The following is a 21,546-nucleotide window of genomic DNA, read 5'->3' as shown; positions in this document are numbered from 1 at the left end:
TCCCAATATTGATTTGTCAAAAATAATTTTAATGAATGCTCTAAGAAAGGTGGTGAAAACAATGGCTAGAAAGAAAGCGGTAAAAGTATTACGTAAACAAAAGAAAAGAGAAACTATACAACGATTCACGCAGAAACAAAATATCGGACGAGCTTGTCTCACAGCTAAAGAATTTCGTTTACTTCAACGCATGTCACATAGTTCAAAAGCATTGCGAAATGTTGGATTGTACACCATTAAACAAAGTTATTTGAACGATAATAAAATGGCTACTGTAAAGGAAGTAGATACTGCCATGCAAGCCGATATGAACTACTGGGGTATTCAATCAAACTCTGTGCAAGCGATTCGTAGAGCCTTATTTACAGAAGTAAAAAGCTTTTTTAAAGCGTTGGAACGGTGGAAGAAAAAACCTGAAACCTTCACAGGTCGTCCTAAGTTTCCGCATTATTCTCGTTCCACTGACAAACGAATCATTGAAATCTATCAAGTGCCAAAAGTGGATGAGAACGGATATTGGATCATTCCGATGAATGTTGCATTCAGAAAAAAATTCGGTTCCATTCAAATACGTATGCCTAAAAACTTGAGAAATAAAAAAATCTCCTATATTGAGATTGTACCGAAGCAAAAAGGTCGGTTCTTTGAGGTGCATTACACATATGAAATGCACGTTTCTCAAATGAAAAAAACATCCACGACTACTAGTAACGCTTTGAGTTGCGATTTAGGTGTAGATAGATTAGTAAGTTGCGTGACAAATACAGGTGATACGTTCTTAATTGATGGAAAAAAACTAAAATCCATTAACCAGTACTTCAACAAAATGATACGTAATCTGCAACAGAAAAATATGGAAAATGGAATTTCCAAACGTGTTGTAACGAACAAAATCGCTGCACTTTGGCATAAACGAGAACGACAAATAAATGGTTACATTTCACAAACGGTAGGCTTGTTATTTAAAAAAGTGAAAGCATTCGATATAGATACTATTATTGTAGGGTATAACGCTGGTTGGAAACAAAAATCTGATATGGGAAAAAAGAATAATCAAACATTTGTTCAAATCCCATTTCATAAACTGATGGAAGCGATTGAGAATAAATGTGTAAAAGAAGGTATACGATTTTTAAAACAAGAAGAAAGCTATACTTCAAAGGCTAGTTTTCTTGATAAAGATCCGGTTCCAGTTTGGTCTAAGGATAATAAGATGCAGTATCTCTTTAGTGGCAAACGAATCACTCGTGGTCTGTACCAAAGTAAATCAGGGAAATGTATTCACGCTGATATTAATGGTGCATTGAATACATTACAAAAATCAAAAGTTGTAGAATGGGATGAAAATCTTAAAGTGAAAACGACGATTCTATTAGAAGTGCAAAAACGTAAGGCTGTTGCTTCGCGCATAGCTTAGTGGGTGTGTCAACCATCCATGTGTACTCGACTTGTCGGGGCTTGTAGCACACGCCAGATTCATCTGAGTGGTGGCTTCTTCCACAAGGGAGAATTGCTTTTTTTCGAAAGGGTGGTGCAAGTGGGAAAACAATCGTTCGTTGTCAGTACCAACCAAAAATATACTTGGGGTGTTACCATAAGGTGGCATGAATGCTAGAGCGTCAAACTGTCTAGCGATAGACGAAAAGACCTAGCATTCTAACTCAAGCCCCCACTGAAACGCTTTATCTCAGTGGGGGGTAGTTGACTAAGAATGGATTAGTAATTACACTGTTTTTTTTGAATTGTAAATCGAATATCGTCGAATGAGACGGAAAATTCAGTTTTAAGCAAAGGGAAAATGTGATAAACTGTAAAAAATAAAGAAAAGCAATGAAGGAGAAGAGTACATATTCGAAACTTTTCAGAGAGCTGATGTGTGGTGGAAATCAGTAAGGGATGAATATGGAATGGGCTCTGGAGCTTCTAACTGAAATGAGTAGGTAAAGACGGTTACTTCACGTTAAGAAGTTGAAGTGAGCTATAATGATAGCTAATTAAGGTGGTACCGCGGGAGTCTCTCGTCCTTTTTTAAGGATGAGGGACTCTTTTTATTTTGAGAAAGGAGGAGTTAGGATGGATGAAAAAATAATGTTAACAGGAATTAAGCCGACAGGTTATCCGCATTTAGGAAATTACATTGGAGCGATTAAACCTGCATTACACATGTCAAAAAAGAATGAAGGAAAAGCATTGTATTTTATAGCGGATTATCATGCGTTAAATGCTGTGCATGATCCAGAGAAGTTCAGTAGTTATACGAAAGAGGTAGCAGCTACTTGGTTATCGCTTGGACTTGGAGAAGATGTTATTTTTTACCGACAAACAGAAGTGCCGGAGATTCTAGAATTAGCTTGGATATTAGCCTGCCTAACTCCGAAAGGGCTTATGAACAGGGCACATGCGTATAAAGCGAAAGTAGAACAAAATAAAGAGGCGGGTTTAGAGGTCGATACTGGAGTGAATATGGGATTATATACGTATCCGATTTTAATGGCAGCTGATATATTACTATTTCAAGCTACGCATGTACCTGTTGGAAAAGATCAAATTCAGCATATTGAAATTGCTCGTGATATTGCGACGTATTTTAATCATACGTTCGGCGCGACATTTACGCTTCCAGAGTATGTGATTCAAGAAGAAGGGGCTATTTTACCTGGACTTGATGGAAGGAAGATGAGTAAAAGTTATGGGAATGTGATCCCGTTATTCGCAGAGCAAGAAAAACTACGAAAATTAATATTTAAAATCAAAACAGATTCTTCACTTCCAAATGAACCGAAAGAACTTGAAACATTATTTACAATTTATAAAGAATTTGCGACAGAGGATGAAATACAGTCGATGCGTGAAAAGTATGAGACTGGAATTGGATGGGGCGATGTGAAAAAAGAGTTATTCCGCGTTGTAGATCGTGAATTAGCAGGTCCTCGTGAGAAATACGCAATGTATATGAATGAGCCAAATTTATTATATGAAGCGTTAGAAAGAGGTGTTGAGAGGGCGCGTGATATGGCTAAGGTAAATTTAGCAGAAATTAAAAAACGGATTGGATTTGAGAGGGGACGCTGAGCGTTCTCTCGTTTTTTCTATTTAAATGATTCGTCATATCGATACGTAAAATAAGGAGTTTACATGTCCTTTCGAAATTTATGAGTTGTATATATGAAAAAGTATGCTAATATAGGGGTGCTTATTAAACACATTTAATAAGTAAGGCTCATTCGATAACAAAGGAGATGATTGTATGAAAACCGAGAAAGAAAAGATGTTGGCAGGAGAAATGTATATGCCAGGTGATGAAGTATTAGTAGCTGATAGGACTGAAGCAAAACGGTTAACGCGTCTTTATAACGAGGCTATGGAAACAGGGGATGAGGGGCGTTTTACTTTATTAAATCAGCTTTTAGGTTCTTCAGCTGACGGAACATCACATATTAAACCTACTTTTCGTTGTGATTATGGTTACAATATCCACATTGGAAAGAACTTTTTCTCAAATTTCAATTGTGTGATTTTAGACGTTTGTGAAGTTCGAATCGGTGATAATTGTATGTTTGCACCTGGTGTTCACATTTATACTGCTACTCATCCGTTACACCCGGTAGAGCGGAATTCTGGCAAAGAATATGGGAAGCCTGTAAAGATAGGTAACAACGTTTGGGTTGGCGGGGGAGCGATTATTAACCCTGGTATTTCAATTGGAGATAATGCTGTAATTGCCTCTGGAGCAGTTGTGACAAAAGATGTACCTAATAATGTAGTTGTTGGAGGTAACCCAGCTAAAATTATTAAAACGATAGAAGAATAAAAGGTGTTTCAAAAGGTACTTTTAATTGGTCTTTTCGTGCTTGGAATGGCATTTGCAGAAGGGAGTGCCAATGATTGGTTACCTATTATAATGGTAGACGGGCATGAACAAAGTGTAGTGACTGGTTCAATTATGTACACTATTTTTGTATCAGCAATGACGTTAGCTCGTATGTGTAGTAGTTATTTCCTTGAGCGATTTGGTCGTGTTGCTGTTGTACGTGCAACGATTATGATGGCGATTATAGGGATTTCAATCGTAATATTTGGGAGTAACTCGTATGTTCTTTCAGTTGGTGTCGTGCTGTGGGGGATTGGTGCCGCGTTAGGTTCCCAATTGGTCTTTCAGCCGACTTCTAATGTCGCGACAGTTTCTATCATCGGTTTTACAGCGTTTTTAGCCGGACCACCATTTTTAGGTATACTTGGGGAAGCAGTCGGAATACGCAATACCTTGCTAGCTGTTTTATTATTTGTTCTCTTGTCTGGAATTGTATCATCAGTTACGAGAGAGAATGCATCGAGTTAAATACGGAGTACCTCTAGTAGAAATATATCACCTCTATTGCTTTAGAAAATGGTGTATGATATATTGTCAACGCAACTTATTAAAAGTGTTTAATAAGTATGTTGATTAAGGTGGTGAGCGATTTGAGTGAACAATTTGTTACTCAAAAATCGATAAAAGAAACGATCCTTCGCGGCATTCGTACAGCTCTTCTAGAGCAAGGTAGTGCAACGAAAGTTGAACTTAGTAATACACTAGAAATTAGTTTTCCAACGATAAGTAAATTTATAGAAAAAATGAAACAAGACGGCGAAGTCACTTTAGTCGGTTTAGATGATTCAAGTGGCGGAAGAAGAGCGAAACGATATGCATATAATCCAGAATATATGTTAGGTGTAGCGATATTTTTAGAGAGAAATGAGACAAACTATACAATTTTTAACTGTTTAGGGGAAGTGAAAGAACAAGGCAGTACTTCAAGCGTATTAATGGATACTGGTCTAGACGTATTAACAGAACAAATAGAAAGTCTAATAGCTACGTTTCCGAAAATAAGTTCCATATCAATTGGTGTGCCTGGTGCGGTCGATAATGGGCGTATTTTCTACATTCCTGGATATGAAAAGTTCCAAAATTTTAATTTGAAAAATCATTTGGAAGAACGGTTTTCTATACCTGTAGTAATAGAAAACGATATGAATGCTGCAGTGCTCGGCTATCATAAAAACACAGGAAGTAATGATAATTCATCTCTTGTATATTTGTATGCAGGTCAAAACGGTCCAGGTGCTGGGATTATGGTAAATGGAGATGTTATACGCGGAAGTACATTTTTCTCAGGAGAGATATCTTTCGTTCCGCAGTATGATAATAAAAATTTTTTACAAGCTTTGAGAAGTGGAGATAAAGTTAATTCAAATAATCGAGAGGAATATAATGTAGATGCTATTACCCGTTTAATAGCTACATTTATAGCTATTATTAACCCTCATGCTTTTATTTTCTGCGATGATGAAGTGAACCAATTTGTAATAGATCAAATTGTAAAAACTTGTCCAGAGTATATTCCAGCAGAACATATTCCGAAAATAACAGTGAGTGATTGGAAAGAAGATTATTTATATGGATTAAAAAGCCTTGGACTTGACCTTATGATTACGAAAACAAACAAAGAAAATTAAATGTACTGGCAATAAAGCATCCAATTGCCAGTTGAATAACATAAAAGAAAAGGTGTCGATTATGAAAATTGAACATGTAGCAATTTGGGTGAATGATTTAGAAGGAATGCGTGATTTCTATAAACAGTACTTTGGTGGTGAAGAAAATGGCTTATATCACAATCCGAAAAAGCAGTTTGAATCTTATTTTATAACTTTTGAAGGTGGTGCACGTCTAGAACTTATGAGACAGGTAGGGATAGACGATACATTACAAACACAAACAATAGGATATGCACATATTGCTTTTTCTGTAGGTAGTAAAGAAAAAGTGAACGAATTAACTAATACATTAAGAGAAGCAGGATACCCTGTGTTAAACGGCCCGCGTACTACAGGAGATGGTTACTACGAAAGTGTAGTAAGTGACCCTGAAGGAAATCAAATTGAGATAACGATCTAACATTCTATTAATAATTGATAAAAGTATAAAATTTGTTGTTCCCCAAAACATTTATGAGAAATCTATTATTTCTGTAGAAAGGGGGACATAATAGTGAGTGAGTCAATTTTTATTTTTTGTATATACCCATTGTTTATTTGTGTTATATCAATAGCTGGGACATATAAAATGGGTACATTTTACGTGATGCCAATTGTAACATTTCTTATTTTTCTTATTTTAAATGTTGCATTGTATGATCCATCATTTTTCTTTTGGGTTGGTATGTATACTATTTTTGCATTTATTGTTTCTTTTATAACTATATTTTTTGTAAAGGGATATAAAGTTGTAGAAAGAGAACGTTAACGGTGAACGATAAACAGCCTCATTTCACGTTGTAATGACGGGAAATGAGGTTGTTTTATTTCTATTTTTAATTGGATTGATAAAAATCGCGAAGAATCCCCTCAATGATTGGATGAAGAGTACTAGGTAACTTATCAAGCGGGAAAAAGCGTAATTCTTTTGACTCAGTTTGATCACATATAAGCTCACCGTGAAATTCCCGGCAAATATAAACGACGAGTACACCGTGTACTTGATCGCCGTTTGGATAAATTTGAAAGTAATCTGGTCCTGAGTATGTACGGAATAGTTCTGGGTTTTTAATGATAAGCCCAGTTTCTTCAAATACTTCTCGTTTTAAAGCGTCTTCTAGTGTTTCGTTATATTCTAAGGCGCCGCCAATAATACCCCAGCGGTTAAAATCTGTCCGAAGCTGTAGTAATACTTCATCTTTTTCATTTAATATAATGGCATGTGAACCAATTAAAATAAGTGGATGATTTCCTATTAGATTTCTCATGTCTTCAATATAACCCATAATGTTTCTCCTTACATTTAATAATAATTAGGAAGTTCTTTTAACATTCTTTCTGCTTTACGTGCTGTAAAGGCTAAGTTATGATCGTCCTTTGTTCTAAAAAATAATGTGCGTAAAAAGGTTTTAATGTTCGCACATAAAATACAATACTCATTAAGTGAAAGGCGTTTTCTAATTTGAGGAAGCCTTTTTATTTTTTTATGAATAATTGAAATTAACGTATCTTGTGAGAGGTCATGATACAGCATTGCTAGTAACGGAGTAACGATACGTTCATCTTCGTTGTTATGAAAAAGATCAGACGGAATGAAAATTTTATTTAATAAACAATGAATTAATTCTTCATACCACTGGAAGGTCGTATAGGAATTGTGAACAATTTCAGTAAAGGCATCAGATACGTGGGCGATACAATGAGCCCATCCTTTATTTTCGATATAGCCTCGAAAATCAGTTTCTAAGTTTGTATATGTAATGAGTTTGTTTTTTATTTCCTCGATATCCTCCTCTGTAAAAAAGTAGTGCGAGTTAGCGAATTGGAGTATTAATGCAATTAACGAAACAGTGTAAGAACGTGTGAAAACCCCATCTGTTTGTGGGGAGTGAATGTCACAATATAAATACTCATCACTTAAACAAGTATGTAACAGTAATTTCAGTTGATCGTCCATAAGGAATTCATGATGAATAAAATGAGCAAAACATTTATATATAAGTTGGTAACGAACGTAACTGTCAGTCGTTCCAATATATTGAAGCATGTTTAAAGTTAACTCATTTATATCTATATGTTGCAGTTGCGTATAGTCATTTTGTTGTATAAGCTCTAACTGTTGTTGCAGCGCTGTAATATCCAAGGGAGAACCTCCTCCGCACTTTAAAGATGCGATCTTTTCTAGTATTCTATATATTCAAGGACAATCCTGCTCATGCAAGGAGAACGAGTAGAAATTCGAGTATGACATAGATGAGGGAAGAAAATGACGAATATAGAACTGTTAGAAAAACATTTTAAAATAAGAAGAAGTGCTTCTTCTATAATGATAAAAGAAAATAATGCAGAGGTTTTTACAGAAGAGCAATTAGAAGAAATCATGCAGTATGTTGTTGCTGAGGCTGAAAAAGATGGAATAGAAATACATTTTGAGATTTCTTCAAAAAGTCCAAATTATGATGTGTATAAAAAATGCTTCGAAACGTATTCTTTTGAATATGTTACTGAAAACATGATTGTATTTAAGGATATATACGAAGTAGAAGATGTAGAAAGTGATATTGATTTTAAGCTAATTGAAGAAGTAGGAGAAGATGCTTTTTATTCTCTTTGGAACGAAATGACGGAAGAACAAGTCAATTATGATCAATTTGTAAATATGATGCTAGAAGAAATTGGTGAGCAATGGAAAGAACATTGTTTAACAGCGGTTGTAGGTGAGGAGCCGATCGGAATTGTAATCCCGCATATTGAAAGGGGTACGTTAGAAGAAGGAAAACTTATGTATTTCGCAGTCGCTCCAAAGATGCGAACTCAAGGGTATGAAGCAGCATTCTTTACAGGGGCAATGTTTGTCTTAAAGGAAATAGGTGCATCTTATTATATCGGTGAGACAAATGTACAAAATGAGTGGATGAAGGATGTTTTTGAAAAGAACGGATGTCAGCTGCTAAGTTGTACGGAGCGATATGTGAGGAAGTTTTAGGAGGATGAATGATGTATACTCTCGAACTCGTATAGCGGGAGGGGACTATATATGTTAAAGCAATCCATGCATTCATTCGTTTTATTGTATCCAAATGTATTGTTAGAAGGCTGGAAAATTGAAAAAGTTTCAGAACGTTATGAAGGTGAAAAGTGGGAAACTTTTTGGTTTCAAGTTGTTACGCCAACTAGTATGTTTCGGGTAAAAGAATTTTTTCTCGATATTATGGAACCAGTATTTCCGGATAGCTGTATTTCTCAAGCAAAAGGAGATTGTTTTCAATATAAAGGGCTTGTGTATTGGAAAGGTGTAAATTATAAGGGGAAAGAAAGTTATGTTACATCTACATGGAAAACACAAGTTGAAATTTCTGTTGATCGTGGATATGTAAACCAAGGTGAACTGGAAAGATTTCTATTTGGATTACAACCGGTACATACGGAGTTTGCGAAAATGATATTACATACACCATTTCACTTATTAAGCTTTCAAGCGAAGAGAGGTGAAATGAGTGAGATAGGAAGATGTAGAGAGTGGAATGCTCCAGATGACGTATTCTATGTAAAATTGCCAATTCATGAAAAGCTAAGTTGGAAATTCGAATCGGTCGGTTTCGGAAATGAAGAAACGCAATATGTATACTGGGACGAAGATAATAAACTATACGCACTTTGGGTTTGTCAGCATAAAAACAAAGCGTACTATCCTGTTTCTTCATGGGCAATGAACTATGGTCCAAAACAAATTATAAACGGGTTAGAGTTTTATTCGCACTCTGATCGCGGAACAGTTGTATATGAAAACCTCGGTAATGAACAAATCGCATACGTATTTCGAGGGAATCCGTGTACAAATTTTGAACAAGTAAAAGAACTTTTTGCCTGTTTGTAAGATAAAAAGAAAAATGAGAACGACAAAGTGGATATTCCTATAATACAATAGAGTAAGATTCGATTATAAGAGAAAGCGTTGGTGAAAGAATGGGGCAGCAAAGACATTGGCTACAAGCAACTGTAGAAAGAAATGAAGATAATACGTTACAAATAAAGTGGGAAAATAATATAGAAGAAGTTCGTATTTATTGGAGTACTTCACCAGATCATATTGAAGAAACCGGAGAATTACTTGCAACGATAAATGGAGAATCATCATATACAATTGAAAACTTAAGTGAAAATGAGCGTCCATATTTTAGACTAGTAGGTAGTAATGGACAAGCAGTAACAGTAGCTGAGCGTAGATTGCCATTACAAGGCGCGTTTAACTTCCGTGATATGGGAGGATATGAAACGACTGAAGGCCGTAAAGTAAAATGGGGCAAGTTGTACCGTTCTGAAGAATTAGCAGGACTAACAGATTCGGATATCGACTATTTACAAAAGTCTGGTTTAAAGTTAATTTGTGACTATCGTACAGACTTTGAGGTAAAGCATAAGCCAAACCCAAGTATTACAGGAGCTCGTCAAGTGTGCTTACCAGTTATGCAAGACTTAGCGAAAGACTTAAATATAAACGAGTTTTTCCAAGTTGGTGACCTTTCTATGTTAGGGAAACCAGGCGAATATCTGGTGAAAATGAATCAAGATTTCGTAAGTGGTAATGAAGCATTCGTGAGCTTCTTAAAACTAGCTCAAAATCCGGAAAACTTACCGTTAGTAAACCACTGTACAGCTGGAAAAGACCGTACTGGATTTGGTTCAGCATTATTATTACTTTTACTAGGTGTACCAGAAAAAAAAGTAATGGAAGACTACTTACTAAGTAACGGCTTCCGTGAAAAGTTAAATGAAAAAATGATGGCCTTCTTAGGTGCAAAATTACAAAACGATGAGAGCAGAGCAATATTAGGTGCAATGTTTGAAGCGCGCGCTGAATATTTACAAGCTGCGATTGATGAAGTTAAAAAGCAATACGGTTCAGTTGAAGCGTATGCTGAAAAAGCTCTAGGCTTTACGAAAGAGTCGTTAGAGGAAATGAAAGTGTTATTGCTAGAGGAGAAATAATGGAGAGGGAGGCTGATTGGATTAGCCTCCTTTTACTATTGTTGTTATAATTTTGTTAATGAGGATGTTGTGCACCGAGGAGAAAATGGATGAAAAGAACTTACGAATCGGGGGATAAAATGATTCATACACGTGTAAAAGCAGAGGGATTAAGAGAAAAGCTAGCAACAATATTAAGTCAAGATTATAAGGAACTAGCTGTTCAGGATTTAAAGGTGATTGGAACGGGAGTGCAAAATATTGTTTTTCGAGGAGATTCAAAAAAGGGGCCTTTGGCATTTCGAGTGCCGTGGGAAAGAGAAGTAGAAAATATAAATGAAGATTTATTTAATAGTCGGATTTCATTGCAAAAGGAAGCGGAGCTGTCTAAGCATTGTCATTCAAAAGGTATTCCAGTGCCAAAGATACACGGATTGCATCTTTCAACCGAACTTGATTTTTTAATTTCGGATTGTGTGTATACTGATCATATGCCAATTGCTGCATGCAAAATAGGGGAATTAGTGAGCAATCTTCATAGTATGCCAATTGATGGTTTGCATTACGAACAAAACATTAGAGAGCCCATTAGTAAGTATATAGCAGAACGAATTGTGAAACGGATAGAAGGGTTTAATACAATCACGAACTGTGAAATTAATCTTCCGGATACAAAAACAATTGAACATATTCTTAGTACAGCAGATCATGTAAAATGTTTATTACATATGGACATTCGACCAGCCAATTTAATCGGGTATAATGGTGAAGTTAAAGCAATAGTTGATTGGGATAACGCTTTAATTGGTCATCCATTACTGGAGTTAATGAGAATAGCTGAAACAAATGAGGTTAGTTGGGATGAATTTAAAGATGGATATAAGAATGATAGTATCTTTAATGTTACTCCTCATATTGTTAGTTTATTTTATAGACTAGATACAGCTGTCATGCTAGCAAACTTATTTATAGCACATTTGAAAATAAAAGATAAAGGTGTATTCTATAAAGAGCGGGTTAAAGCGCTTCATCACGAAATATATATAAACTTATAAGCAATGAGAACGAAGCTTTTAAAATAGGAACTAAGGAGAACATCATGAAATACAAAGTTATATTATTCGACGTAGACGATACATTATTAGATTTCCCTGAAACAGAGAGAAACGCATTACATAATGCGTTTGTACAGTTCGGTATGCCTACAGGCTATAATGATTATCTTGCAAGCTATAAAGAGATTAGTAACGGATTGTGGAGAGATTTAGAAAATAAAATGATTACGCTAAGTGAATTAGCGGTAGATCGATTTAGAAAATTATTTGCACTTCATAATATAGAAGTAGATGCGCAGCAATTTAGTGATGTATACCTTGAAAACTTAGGGAAGGAAGTACATCTTATAGAAGGTGCAGTGCAACTATGTGAGAACCTACAAGATTGCAAGTTAGGTATTATTACGAATGGATATACAAAAGTGCAACAATCTAGAATTGGAAACTCGCCTTTATGTGATTTCTTTGATCATATTATTATTTCTGAAGAAGTCGGTCATCAAAAGCCGGCACGTGAGATTTTTGATTATGCATTTGAGAAGTTTGGGATTGCTGATAAATCAAGCGTACTAATGGTTGGAGATTCGCTAACTTCTGATATGAGAGGCGGAGAAGATTACGGCATTGATACGTGTTGGTATAATCCGAGTTTGAAAGAGAACAGGGCAGATGTTAAGCCGACTTATGAAGTGGAGAGCCTGCTGCAAATTTTAGAAATTGTGGAAGTGGCGGGAGAAAAGGTAGCCTCATTTTAATCGTGTTGAAATTTGACGAATGGTCGATATAATTTCATATACTAAGATATGGAACAAAAAAGATGGCACCAAGTCAAAACAATTTTACTGAAAGAAAACAGAGAAATAACACTAAATAATATTTTAAGCTGTTTGTAATGACAAATTACAAACAGCTTAAAAATAAAAAAAGATTGCCTCTTAGGATATGAGCAATCTTTTTTATTTTGTTAGGAGATGAAATGTATATTTTTGTATCCTATCTCCATCAAGTAAAAAAATGTTTGTTCCCCAATAATGAAAAAATGAATTTAATTCTCATAAATAACTGTAAAGTGGTAAAAATTTCGTTTTGGAGGTAATTCGAAATTTTAAGTTAATGGGCATGGGGTGGAACCTTTTCCTTGTTTAGACTGGATATCCGCCTGTTGGCGGTGGCCAAGCACTAAATAATCTGCGGATCAGCACAATTTCTCCTAAATGGTAGGAGTTGTGAGATGCAATATTGCGTAGAACGCCGCCAGTCGTTTCACCAGGCCATTCCTCCAATGTTTTGTCCAATTGAACAGTTTGGGCAATCGTGCATGCCTGTTCAATCCCTTGAAGAAAATACTGAATAATCTGTTGCCACTCTTCCTCACTGGCAGGACATTCTTCTTCAGGCCAGCTCTCTTTTACATGGGCAGGCAATGCAGGCTTCTTCCCCTGGGCGGATAATAAGAGAAAATCTTGCCAGTAGGTCATGTGTTTTACTAATTGATAAATAGAATAAGGTAGTTCCTCTCTGCGTTTTCCCGCAAGCACCATGTCTATATCCGACAAAGCATTTTTGATGGGAAGATGTCCTCGTTCTCCTCTTAACGATTTTACTAATGCTAGGCTAAATGCTTTATTTGATTGATCCATAATAATTGACTCCCATCCTGTTTTATTTTCTAATTTGCTGATTTTAAGGTTCCGTCTCTTTTATATGTACTAAATAAATTATAGAAGATTTACGACTATTAAGAGAAAGTAAAATAAGATAAAAATAACAAGAATCCCTGACTTCTTAACGCACAGGAAATCGTTGTTTTTTATTTGAATAGTACCTTAATGTACAATTGTAGTAACAGATAAATCAAAGGTTCAAATGACAATATCCAGGTCTGCGATAATGTCAGCCACTTTTGATTTTAGCTTTTCCAATCCCTCCTGAATTTTATCCAATTGATTTTATTGTGAATGAACTATGAGTTGATTATAATGATTAGAGTGAACTCTAAGTCAAGAAAAAAATAATAAAAGGATAGTTATTCTATTATGAGGGAGTTCGCAAAGCGAAAATAGTGTTTCTATACTAAGGTCATTTACGTGTTATAATACATGAATTAAATGTGTATATATACATAGTTTCTCAGAGTGCTGCAATGTTAGGTATGAACTGTGTAACAACTAGAGGTGAGTAAAGGATGTTAACGTTTTTTTTTGAGTTAGACAAGAGTATCCCAAAGAAGGATGACCCACGATATGCTGCTTATGCAAAGGGCTTTATCGAAGGGGAGTTAACGATTCATGTAGATGATAGAGTACTTTTTCAGAAGTCATGCATGAAGGTCGCAGAGCTTGGCATTTATTTGGGACAGTGGATGGAACAAGTTCAATACGGGCAGAACGAACAGATGAATTATGAAACGCCTGAACGTGATGAAGTCATTCTCAGATTCTTTTATGAAGAGGACGATCAGTGGAAGATTTATTCCAGTTGGCAACAATTTGAAATTCAGGAGAGTATCTCTACTACGACATTAGTAGAGAGTGTTCAACGCTATTTATATGAGTTAAATAAAGAACTGCGCGCGATACAATATCCTGTTACGTTTGATCAGTACTTAAGAGGAGAGCGAATGATGCAGCTTTCTTACAAACGACCGTGTGATAGTAAAGCGGATATGACATCGATAGAGGTTTATAAGGAAAGCAAACAAGTAGGCGTAGTACGGGGTTACTATAAAAATACGTTGATGAGAGTACTAGATTTTATTCCAAAAGTTGGTAGTAATATCGTTTATGAAGTAAAGGATAGTAAAGACAATATTCGTATCATTGCAAAGGATGTAAGTAGGCAGCGCCAAAGAAAGATTTTAGTAACGTACATCGATAATAATGATGCAGAGCATGAAATACTTGTATGTGATGGAAAGTTATTAGATGCAAATTTCTTATTTACTTTTACATATAAGAGAGAAGAATATGTTGTTCACAAAACTTCAATTGGGCTTGGCAAGTTATTACGAAAAGGCTATGTAATCGCAGATTGGAATATTCGTCTAGAGGAAGATATGTATTATATCGAGATGAATGTGTATGATGAGGATTATATAGAGGATCAATACTTACTGTTAGGTGTCTTTCATGCAGTTTTGTATGGGTGATAGTTGTATAAATAAAAAATACCGGTATTCTTCATGGAAGAATGCCGGTATTTTTTTATGCAATTAATCCTCAAAAATAAAAACCTCTTCAATTGTACTATGAAGTGCCTTCGCTATATCGTGAGCAAGCTGTAAGGAAGGGTTATATTTTCCTTTTTCGAGATGGCTAATTGTTTCACGGCGTACACCAACACGTTTCGCTAAATCTTCTTGTGTCATATTCAATTTGGCGCGGTATTCCTTTATTCTCGTTACGAACGCCATGGTGCATCTTCCATTTCATCAATTGGTTTATCGTAAAAGAACATAGAGAAACCGAATGTAAGAATAAGTGTGCTGAAAATAAGAGCGATATCAATCTCTTGTAGTGTAGGGTTTGGAAATAACAGTTCAATAAACATAATGATAGCGGTAGTTAGTAACGTAACGATAAATGCATTGCGGCATGAGTTATTGACGATTTGTTCAAACAGTTCATCGTGTTGAACGGTTCTATACGATGTGAAAAAGGAGAAGAAGCAGAACATAGTAAATAATCCTTTTTCATAAAAAAAGCCAAGGAAACCGAAGAAACCGAGAAATCCTAAATATTTTATCCAAGTTGTTTTCATGATAGGTCCCCCATTCAATGTTAGAAATAAGTCATATTATGTTATAAATATATCACATATGGATAGGAATGGTAATAATAGTTTTCTAGTTTGCTTCATAATAATAGTAAAAAGAGGAAATATGCTGCGAAATAAAGAGGATAATATTGTAAAATGGTTGTAAGGAGGGGGAGGAAGGAATGTTAACTTGGATCATGATCGTTGTATTACTTGTAGTGATTACTGTAGTGGCGACGGTGTTAATTGGACGAAATGGTGATGCAAATTATAGTAAAGCGACAAAAGGGAATATTAAACGGCTAACGATGATTTATATTATACTAGCTGTCGTTTTAATCGTTGGATTAGGAGTTTACATTTATTTTAAAGGTTAAATAAACTGAAAAATACAAAAATCTAAAAATAAAAGTATGCTATAATATCAATATAGTTATTTGGTAATTAAGGAAAGGATTGGATGGAATGATTGAAATTACGAATGTGTCAAAAAGTTATAATGGGTCTACCTATGCAGTAAAAGATTTAAGTTTATCTGTGCCTAGCGGAGAAATCTTTGGTTTTTTAGGACCGAATGGTGCGGGTAAATCAACGACAATTAAGATGATTACTGGTATTCATGGGGTGGACAAAGGAACGATTACGATTAACGGTAAAGATAGTATGAAAAATCCGATGGAAGCGAAAAGGACGTTTGGTTATGTTCCAGATAGTCCAGATATGTTTTTACGATTAAAGGGAATTGAATATTTAAACTTTATGGCAGATATGTATGAAGTGCCGAAAGAAGTACGCCAAGAACGAATTGAGTCTTTAGCGAAGAAATTTGATCTTTACAATGCGTTATCGGATCAAATTCAAAGTTACTCACACGGTATGAGACAAAAAATCGTTATTATTGGTGTACTCGTGCATGAGCCGGATGTATGGATTTTAGATGAACCGTTAACTGGTCTTGATCCGAAATCTGCATATATTTTAAAAGAAATGATGAGAGAACATGCGGATAAAGGAAAGATTGTATTTTTCTCAACGCACGTATTAGAAGTAGCGGAAAAAATATGTGACCGCGTTGCGATTATTAATAAGGGGAATTTGCAGTTTAAAGGGAATTTAGATGAAATGAGAGATCATTTTAAATCCAATGAATCACTTGAAAAAATGTTCTTGGAGATGACGGGCAATGAGTAAAATTTGGACGTTAACGAAAGTATTATTGAAATTAAATTATGCAGATTTTATAACAGATAAGAAGAAACGATGGGCGTATTTATTTTCATTTGCAGCCATTTTATTTGTTGGCTTTTTAATTTTTGGTTCGATGACGCATGGAATGTATGAAGGAATGAAACATTTAGGGCAAGACCCAGGAATGATTATCGCAATGGGCCTTGCGATTGCGAGTATATGGGTATTTTTAATGAGTATTACGAACATTTTAACTGTATTTTATTACAGCAATGACATTGAAATGTTACTGCCGTTACCATTAAAACCAGCGCAAATTATTTCGGCAAAATTTTTAACGGTATTGATTACACAATACGTAATGAGTTCATTCATTTTACTACCAATCTTCATTACGTACGGTTTAAAAAGTGACGCATTTATTACATATTACATATACATGATTTTCATTTACATACTCTTTCCAATCGTGCCGTTAGTATTAGCTTCGTTACTGATGACAGTTATTATGAGGTATACGAATATAGCAAAAAACAAAGATCGAGGAAATATATTTATTGGAATCATAAGTATACTATTTATTGTAGGAATTAACGTATTTATGCAGTGGAGAAATAAAAGTTCGTTTTCTGAAGATGCAATTACGGATTATCTTGCGAACAATCAATCCTCTCTTCTAGTACAAATGACGAATTATTTTCCGACTACATATTTTGGAGCAGTGGCATTAGTAGAAAATGCAAATTGGAAGGGTCCTTTATATGTAATGATCTTTGCACTTATTTCATTTGTATTTTTTGTGTTGTTTTATTACATTGCAGAGCGTACATATTTAAAAGGGGTTATTGGACTTTCAACGAGTACAGCAAAAAAAGAGGTCATTTCAGCAGAAGATTTACAAAAATCAACGGTACAAAGTTCACATTTGAAAGCGTATGTGAAAAAAGAGTTTAAAACGTTATTCCGTACACCACAATTTTTCTTAAATTGTATCGTACAAACTTTCGTTATGCCGATTATGTTGTTCTTCGTTTTATTTGTACAAGATGGGAATTTAAAATGGATCACGGGATATATTGATAACCCAAAATCAGCAGGCCTTGCAATTGGCGTTGGGCTTTGTGCATCGTTATTTTTAATGGGAAGTAACGTCATTGCAACAACTTCATTTTCACGTGATGGAAGCTCTTGGTTTGTGAATCGTTATTTACCAGTAAAAGCTTCAGATATCTTTTTTGCGAAAGCGATAACGGCTTGGTTAATTAATGTAATCATTTTAGCGATATTTGGTATTACGATGGCAGTTGTAGCGGGAATTTCTCCGGTTTTCATGATACTTTGGTTCTTGCTAAGTGCGAATGGTTTATTGTTAATTAATTTAATCGGTACACGCTGGGATGCACAAACTGCAGATATACACTGGGATACAGAGCAGAAGTTATTTAAAAGCCGCTATACAACTTTGTGGAATTTTTTAGCTAATATTTTAATAGCTTTAATTATTGTAGCGGGAGTAAGTCTATTATACTTCTTCCTTCAAGTAGGACTGTGGGTTATGTTTATCGTTTTATTTGTAATGTTTACGATAGTAAATTATATCTTTATTAAAATTTTAAAATTAGGTGCAGAACGTATATTGTCAAATATTGAATAAAAAGATAGATCCTCTGTATTCGCGTGCAGAGGATTTATCCATAGATGGAGGAGAAAAGGTGAAGAAAATAGCAATTGTAACAGGGGCAACTCGTCTAAATGGAATTGGTGCAGCTGTATGCAAGGTGCTTGCTCAAAAGGGGATAGACATTTTTTTCACGTACTGGTCTCAGTATGATAAAGCGATGCCATGGGGAATGAATGATCAAGAACCATTTTTGTTGAAAAAGGAAATTGAAAGTTTCGATGTCCGATGTGAAATGGCAGAAATTAATTTATCGCAGTCATATTCACCAAACCGTTTGTTTTATATGGTGTCAGAGCGTTTAGGCGGTCCATCTATATTAATTAATAATGCAGCGTATGCAACTCATACAAAAGTTGAGGAGTTAGATGTAAAGCAGCTAGATAAACATTATACTGTGAATGTCCGGGCTACTATGCTATTAAGTTCATTGTTTATAAAACATTATGCACTTAAAACGAGTGGAAGTATTATTAACCTTACTTCAGGACAGTCATTAGGAGCAATGCCAGATGAATTGGCATACGTAGCAACGAAAGGAGCAATTGAAGCATTTACAAAGTCTGTTGCACCAGTTGCGATGGAGAAAGGGATTACGGTGAATGCTGTTGATCCAGGACCAACGAATACAGGATGGATTACAGAGGAGCTAAAGCATCATTTAGTGTGGAAGTTCCCCCAAGGTAAAGTAGGAGAACCGGTGGATGCAGCGCGCTTAATCTCTTTTTTAGTAAGTGAAGAAGCAAAATGGATTACTGGGCAAGTTATCCATTCAAATGGAGGTTACTCATAAATATATTATGTTAACAAATATTGAGAAACAAAAAAATGAAAGAAAATTTTATTTTTTTGTATAAATAAAATGTCAAGAAAGATAAAAATTTGATAGGAGAGTATATCGTCATATGAAGATTGTAATTCTTCATGTGACAATATACTCTTTTTCTTTTACAACAGGAAAGAAAAATGAAGTAGAAGAAACTCGAATATTAAAACGAGTTTATCAGTTTTTGTACGTATTATTATGAAGATTACTGTCGGAAAGATGGTAATTCGTGTGAAAAGGGATTTTTTAAGGGGGAATCGAATCGTAAAGGGGAGGATAAAAACGTAAACATAGGGGGATTTATATGAAAATGAAAAAGATCGCTATCGCATCGATAACAATTGGTACAATGCTTACTATGGCAGCTTGTAGTCCTTCAGCAGATAAAGAGACAGAGAAGAAGGAGCAAGTAACAGCGCAAAATGAAGGCGAAGCAAAAACGACAAGTACAGATGAAGCGTCAAAAACAACGAAAGATACTGAAAAAGAAACAAATACTTCTTCAAACGAAAAAACAGATAAAGATGCAAAAAATACGAAAGAATCATCAGGAACAGAAAGTAACGGTAAAACATCAACTCAAAACGAGAATGTGAAAACAAAAGAAAAAGAAACGACAGGTAAAACGAATGAGCAAACGACTAGCGGAAAAACAACAGATCAAAGTACAAGTACAAACTCAAACGGAAAAACAACGAAAGATCCGAAGAAAAGTGTAGCTGTGAAAACGAGTGTTAAAGAAGTTGCTGCATTAGTTGAGAGCTTAGACAAGCAATTAGCTGCGAATCCGAAATTAGAAACAGTAAATAAACTTGGAAAACAAATTAATGAAAAGTGGGATGTAATCGAGAAAGAGTTAGAAGCATCACATCCAGCTGAATATAAAACAATTGGACAAAGTATGTATCCGTTAATTGTAGGAGCGGAGAAAGAAAAGATAGATATTACTAAAATGAAGTCATTAACGACGAAAACGAAAAAAGATTTAAATCAGTTATTGACGAAGTTATCGTAGTGTGAAAAGCGCCTACTCGTGTGAGTAGGCTTCTTTTCGGTTGAGAGTTTATTTCAAAGGTAATGGGAAACCTATTTAAAAAGGATGGTGATAAAAATGACAATCGATCGAATTTGTACAATTGGTCCAGCAAGTAATAATAAAGAAACGTTAGCAAAGTTAATAAGTAATGGTATGAAAATAGTGAGGTTGAATTTATCACATGGCACACATGAAAGTCATAAAGATATCATTCGCTTAGTGAAATCGTTAGATGATTCTATTAAAATTTTAGGGGATGTACAGGGTCCTAAAATAAGGTTAGGTGAAATAAAAGGAGAACAAATTACGCTTCAGGCGGGAGATTCTTTTATTTTACATACGCAACCAGTTATAGGGAGCAGTACAGAAGCAAGTGTGGATTATGAAGGGATTACGAATGATGTGAAAGTTGGAAGTAGAATTTTAATTAATGATGGAGAAGTTGAGTTGATCGTTGAGAAGGTAAGTACGGATAAAATAGAAACAAAGGTCAAAACAGGTGGTAATATCTCATCTCATAAAGGAGTGAATTTACCAGGGGCAATCGTTAGCTTACCAGCTATTACAGAGAAAGATAAAAAAGACATTCAGTTTCTTTTAGAAGAGGATGTTGATTTTATTGCGTGTTCTTTCGTACGAAAACCTAGTCATATAAAGGAAATACGAGATTATATACAACAGTATAAAGAAACTTCCCCTAATGTAATTGCAAAAATAGAAACGATGGAAGCGATCGAGAATTTTCAAGATATATGTAAAGAAGTAGATGGAATTATGATTGCAAGGGGGGATTTGGGAGTAGAGTTGCCGTATCAATTTATTCCGCTCTTGCAGAAAATGATGATTCAGGAATGCAATCGAACGAATACATATGTCATTACAGCGACACAAATGCTTCAATCTATGGTAGAGCATTCTATACCTACAAGGGCTGAGGTGACTGATGTGTTTCAAGCTGTACTCGACGGGACGAATGCTGTTATGCTTTCAGCTGAAAGTGCGTCAGGTGAACATCCAATCGAAAGTGTGAGAACATTACGCCTCGTTTCTGAATTCGCTGAGCATGTAAAAAAAGACGGGCCTTTTGCGATGAAAGATGTACTGAAATTGTTGCATAAGTCTTTGGATGAGTGATGAATAAAAAAGAGGGCGGATATGCATCCCCCCTCGTGTTTTTAACTCATATTAATCTTGCTCTTGCTCATCCAAAATCTTATCAAAAGCAGCAGATACTTTGTCAAATTCTTCGTCATTTTCAATGTAGGAAAACTCATTATCTTCTTCTACTTTTAAAAAGAAGATATCAATGTCTTCCTCAGTTTCTGTTTGAATGTCTTCTACGAAGGCAACTGCAATATATTCTGCACCTTCCACATCCATAGCTCCAAGTACTTCTACTTCCTGATCCTCATTATTCTCGTCACTAAGTGTAAACACTTCGCCAACTTCAATATCAGACATATTCATTCTCCTCCTGTTCGGCTCTAAAAATAGAGCGCTCAAACTGCATACATACTAA

The 21,546-nt window shown here is 35.3% G+C and carries 25 protein-coding genes, 1 pseudogene and 1 other annotated feature; of the genes and pseudogenes, 20 read left to right on the top strand and 6 right to left on the bottom strand.

Features of this window, described 5'->3' with window-relative positions; genetic code table 11:
• Nucleotides 1–61 precede the first annotated feature (61 nt).
• From DN410_RS11965 to DN410_RS11930, 7 genes and pseudogenes are all read left to right on the top strand, one after another.
• Entirely contained in the window at nucleotides 62–1,417 is a 1,356-nt protein-coding gene (locus DN410_RS11965) for an RNA-guided endonuclease TnpB family protein (protein ID WP_149176671.1), read from the top strand.
• A 404-nt stretch (nucleotides 1,418–1,821) separates the two neighbouring features.
• Nucleotides 1,822–2,029, top strand: a binding site (T-box leader).
• Between the two features lie 44 nt (nucleotides 2,030–2,073).
• Nucleotides 2,074–3,072, top strand: coding sequence for a tryptophan--tRNA ligase (locus tag DN410_RS11955; RefSeq protein WP_179958607.1), 999 nt, complete (start codon nucleotides 2,074–2,076; stop codon nucleotides 3,070–3,072).
• A 175-nt stretch (nucleotides 3,073–3,247) separates the two neighbouring features.
• Nucleotides 3,248–3,811: a maltose acetyltransferase domain-containing protein gene (locus DN410_RS11950; RefSeq protein WP_149176669.1), complete on the top strand. Its 564-nt coding sequence runs from the start codon at nucleotides 3,248–3,250 to the stop codon at nucleotides 3,809–3,811.
• Between the two features lie 9 nt (nucleotides 3,812–3,820).
• Nucleotides 3,821–4,339, top strand: a pseudogene (locus DN410_RS11945) (MFS transporter); the annotation flags it as partial.
• 122 nt (nucleotides 4,340–4,461) lie between these two features.
• Entirely contained in the window at nucleotides 4,462–5,499 is a 1,038-nt protein-coding gene (locus tag DN410_RS11940; RefSeq protein ID WP_149176668.1) for an ROK family transcriptional regulator, read from the top strand.
• A gap of 61 nt (nucleotides 5,500–5,560) precedes the next feature.
• Nucleotides 5,561–5,941, top strand: a complete 381-nt coding sequence (locus DN410_RS11935) for a VOC family protein (RefSeq protein WP_149176667.1) — start codon at nucleotides 5,561–5,563, stop codon at nucleotides 5,939–5,941.
• Nucleotides 5,942–6,034: 93 nt separating this feature from the next.
• Nucleotides 6,035–6,289, top strand: a complete 255-nt coding sequence (locus DN410_RS11930; RefSeq protein WP_149176666.1) for a YbeF family protein — start codon at nucleotides 6,035–6,037, stop codon at nucleotides 6,287–6,289.
• Between the two features lie 67 nt (nucleotides 6,290–6,356).
• Here DN410_RS11930 and DN410_RS11925 read toward each other — a convergent pair whose 3' ends face one another.
• Both DN410_RS11925 and DN410_RS11920 read right to left on the bottom strand, forming a co-directional pair.
• Nucleotides 6,357–6,806 (bottom strand): NUDIX hydrolase, encoded by a 450-nt coding sequence (locus tag DN410_RS11925; RefSeq protein WP_149176665.1) that lies wholly within the window; start codon nucleotides 6,804–6,806, stop codon nucleotides 6,357–6,359.
• 17 nt (nucleotides 6,807–6,823) lie between these two features.
• Complete coding sequence (locus tag DN410_RS11920; protein ID WP_149176664.1) at nucleotides 6,824–7,663, bottom strand: DUF2785 domain-containing protein; 840 nt, start codon at nucleotides 7,661–7,663, stop codon at nucleotides 6,824–6,826.
• Nucleotides 7,664–7,786: 123 nt separating this feature from the next.
• On the opposite strand from DN410_RS11920, the gene DN410_RS11915 reads away from it, so the two are divergent.
• From DN410_RS11915 to DN410_RS11895, 5 genes are all read left to right on the top strand, one after another.
• Nucleotides 7,787–8,506 carry a GNAT family N-acetyltransferase gene (locus tag DN410_RS11915; protein ID WP_149176663.1) on the top strand — a complete coding sequence of 240 codons (720 nt, stop codon included), beginning with the start codon at nucleotides 7,787–7,789 and terminating at the stop codon, nucleotides 8,504–8,506.
• Nucleotides 8,507–8,557: 51 nt separating this feature from the next.
• A complete protein-coding gene (locus DN410_RS11910; RefSeq protein ID WP_149176662.1) occupies nucleotides 8,558–9,397 on the top strand; it encodes a hypothetical protein in 840 nt (279 codons plus the stop codon).
• Nucleotides 9,398–9,486: 89 nt separating this feature from the next.
• On the top strand, nucleotides 9,487–10,509 hold the full coding sequence (locus DN410_RS11905) for a tyrosine-protein phosphatase (protein ID WP_149176661.1): 1,023 nt from the start codon (nucleotides 9,487–9,489) through the stop codon (nucleotides 10,507–10,509).
• A gap of 89 nt (nucleotides 10,510–10,598) precedes the next feature.
• Complete coding sequence (locus DN410_RS11900) at nucleotides 10,599–11,543, top strand: phosphotransferase family protein (protein WP_149176660.1); 945 nt, start codon at nucleotides 10,599–10,601, stop codon at nucleotides 11,541–11,543.
• Between the two features lie 44 nt (nucleotides 11,544–11,587).
• A complete protein-coding gene (locus DN410_RS11895; protein WP_149176659.1) occupies nucleotides 11,588–12,298 on the top strand; it encodes a YjjG family noncanonical pyrimidine nucleotidase in 711 nt (236 codons plus the stop codon).
• Nucleotides 12,299–12,685: 387 nt separating this feature from the next.
• Here the strand turns inward: DN410_RS11895 and DN410_RS11890 are convergent, their stop codons facing one another.
• Nucleotides 12,686–13,183, bottom strand: coding sequence for a DinB family protein (locus DN410_RS11890; RefSeq protein ID WP_097951787.1), 498 nt, complete (start codon nucleotides 13,181–13,183; stop codon nucleotides 12,686–12,688).
• Nucleotides 13,184–13,728: 545 nt separating this feature from the next.
• Here DN410_RS11890 and DN410_RS11885 point away from each other — a divergent pair.
• Nucleotides 13,729–14,691 (top strand): tubby C-terminal domain-like protein, encoded by a 963-nt coding sequence (locus DN410_RS11885; RefSeq protein WP_149176658.1) that lies wholly within the window; start codon nucleotides 13,729–13,731, stop codon nucleotides 14,689–14,691.
• Nucleotides 14,692–14,754: 63 nt separating this feature from the next.
• Here the strand turns inward: DN410_RS11885 and DN410_RS11880 are convergent, their stop codons facing one another.
• The gene (locus DN410_RS11880) at nucleotides 14,755–14,955 is read right to left on the bottom strand and encodes a helix-turn-helix transcriptional regulator (protein WP_149176657.1); all 201 of its coding nucleotides are present in this window, start codon (nucleotides 14,953–14,955) and stop codon (nucleotides 14,755–14,757) included.
• Nucleotides 14,943–15,302, bottom strand: coding sequence for a DUF3796 domain-containing protein (locus DN410_RS11875; protein WP_149176656.1), 360 nt, complete (start codon nucleotides 15,300–15,302; stop codon nucleotides 14,943–14,945). The genes DN410_RS11880 and DN410_RS11875 overlap by 13 nt, the downstream gene beginning before the upstream one ends.
• 179 nt (nucleotides 15,303–15,481) lie before the next feature.
• On the opposite strand from DN410_RS11875, the gene DN410_RS11870 reads away from it, so the two are divergent.
• The 7 genes from DN410_RS11870 to DN410_RS11845 all read left to right on the top strand — a co-directional run bounded on the left by DN410_RS11870 (nucleotide 15,482) and on the right by DN410_RS11845 (nucleotide 21,161).
• Nucleotides 15,482–15,676, top strand: coding sequence for a hypothetical protein (locus DN410_RS11870; protein ID WP_000958865.1), 195 nt, complete (start codon nucleotides 15,482–15,484; stop codon nucleotides 15,674–15,676).
• An 88-nt stretch (nucleotides 15,677–15,764) separates the two neighbouring features.
• Entirely contained in the window at nucleotides 15,765–16,490 is a 726-nt protein-coding gene (locus tag DN410_RS11865) for an ABC transporter ATP-binding protein (protein ID WP_149176655.1), read from the top strand.
• Nucleotides 16,483–18,141: a putative ABC transporter permease subunit gene (locus tag DN410_RS11860; RefSeq protein WP_149176654.1), complete on the top strand. Its 1,659-nt coding sequence runs from the start codon at nucleotides 16,483–16,485 to the stop codon at nucleotides 18,139–18,141. Before DN410_RS11865 ends, DN410_RS11860 begins: the two co-directional genes overlap by 8 nt.
• A gap of 58 nt (nucleotides 18,142–18,199) precedes the next feature.
• A complete protein-coding gene (locus DN410_RS11855; RefSeq protein WP_149176653.1) occupies nucleotides 18,200–18,958 on the top strand; it encodes an SDR family oxidoreductase in 759 nt (252 codons plus the stop codon).
• A 112-nt stretch (nucleotides 18,959–19,070) separates the two neighbouring features.
• The gene (locus tag DN410_RS28470; protein WP_255446739.1) at nucleotides 19,071–19,193 is read left to right on the top strand and encodes a hypothetical protein; all 123 of its coding nucleotides are present in this window, start codon (nucleotides 19,071–19,073) and stop codon (nucleotides 19,191–19,193) included.
• 102 nt (nucleotides 19,194–19,295) lie between these two features.
• Complete coding sequence (locus DN410_RS11850) at nucleotides 19,296–20,006, top strand: hypothetical protein (RefSeq protein WP_149176652.1); 711 nt, start codon at nucleotides 19,296–19,298, stop codon at nucleotides 20,004–20,006.
• A gap of 84 nt (nucleotides 20,007–20,090) precedes the next feature.
• Complete coding sequence (locus DN410_RS11845; RefSeq protein ID WP_149176651.1) at nucleotides 20,091–21,161, top strand: pyruvate kinase; 1,071 nt, start codon at nucleotides 20,091–20,093, stop codon at nucleotides 21,159–21,161.
• A 51-nt stretch (nucleotides 21,162–21,212) separates the two neighbouring features.
• Here the strand turns inward: DN410_RS11845 and DN410_RS11840 are convergent, their stop codons facing one another.
• Nucleotides 21,213–21,494, bottom strand: coding sequence for a DUF1292 domain-containing protein (locus DN410_RS11840; protein ID WP_098267525.1), 282 nt, complete (start codon nucleotides 21,492–21,494; stop codon nucleotides 21,213–21,215).
• Between the last annotated feature and the right edge of the window lie 52 nt (nucleotides 21,495–21,546).

The sequence above is a fragment of the Bacillus sp. SH5-2 genome, from assembly GCF_008368905.1.
Taxonomy (GTDB): domain Bacteria; phylum Bacillota; class Bacilli; order Bacillales; family Bacillaceae_G; genus Bacillus_A; species Bacillus_A luti.
This window is presented reverse-complemented; position numbering and strand designations above follow the sequence as displayed.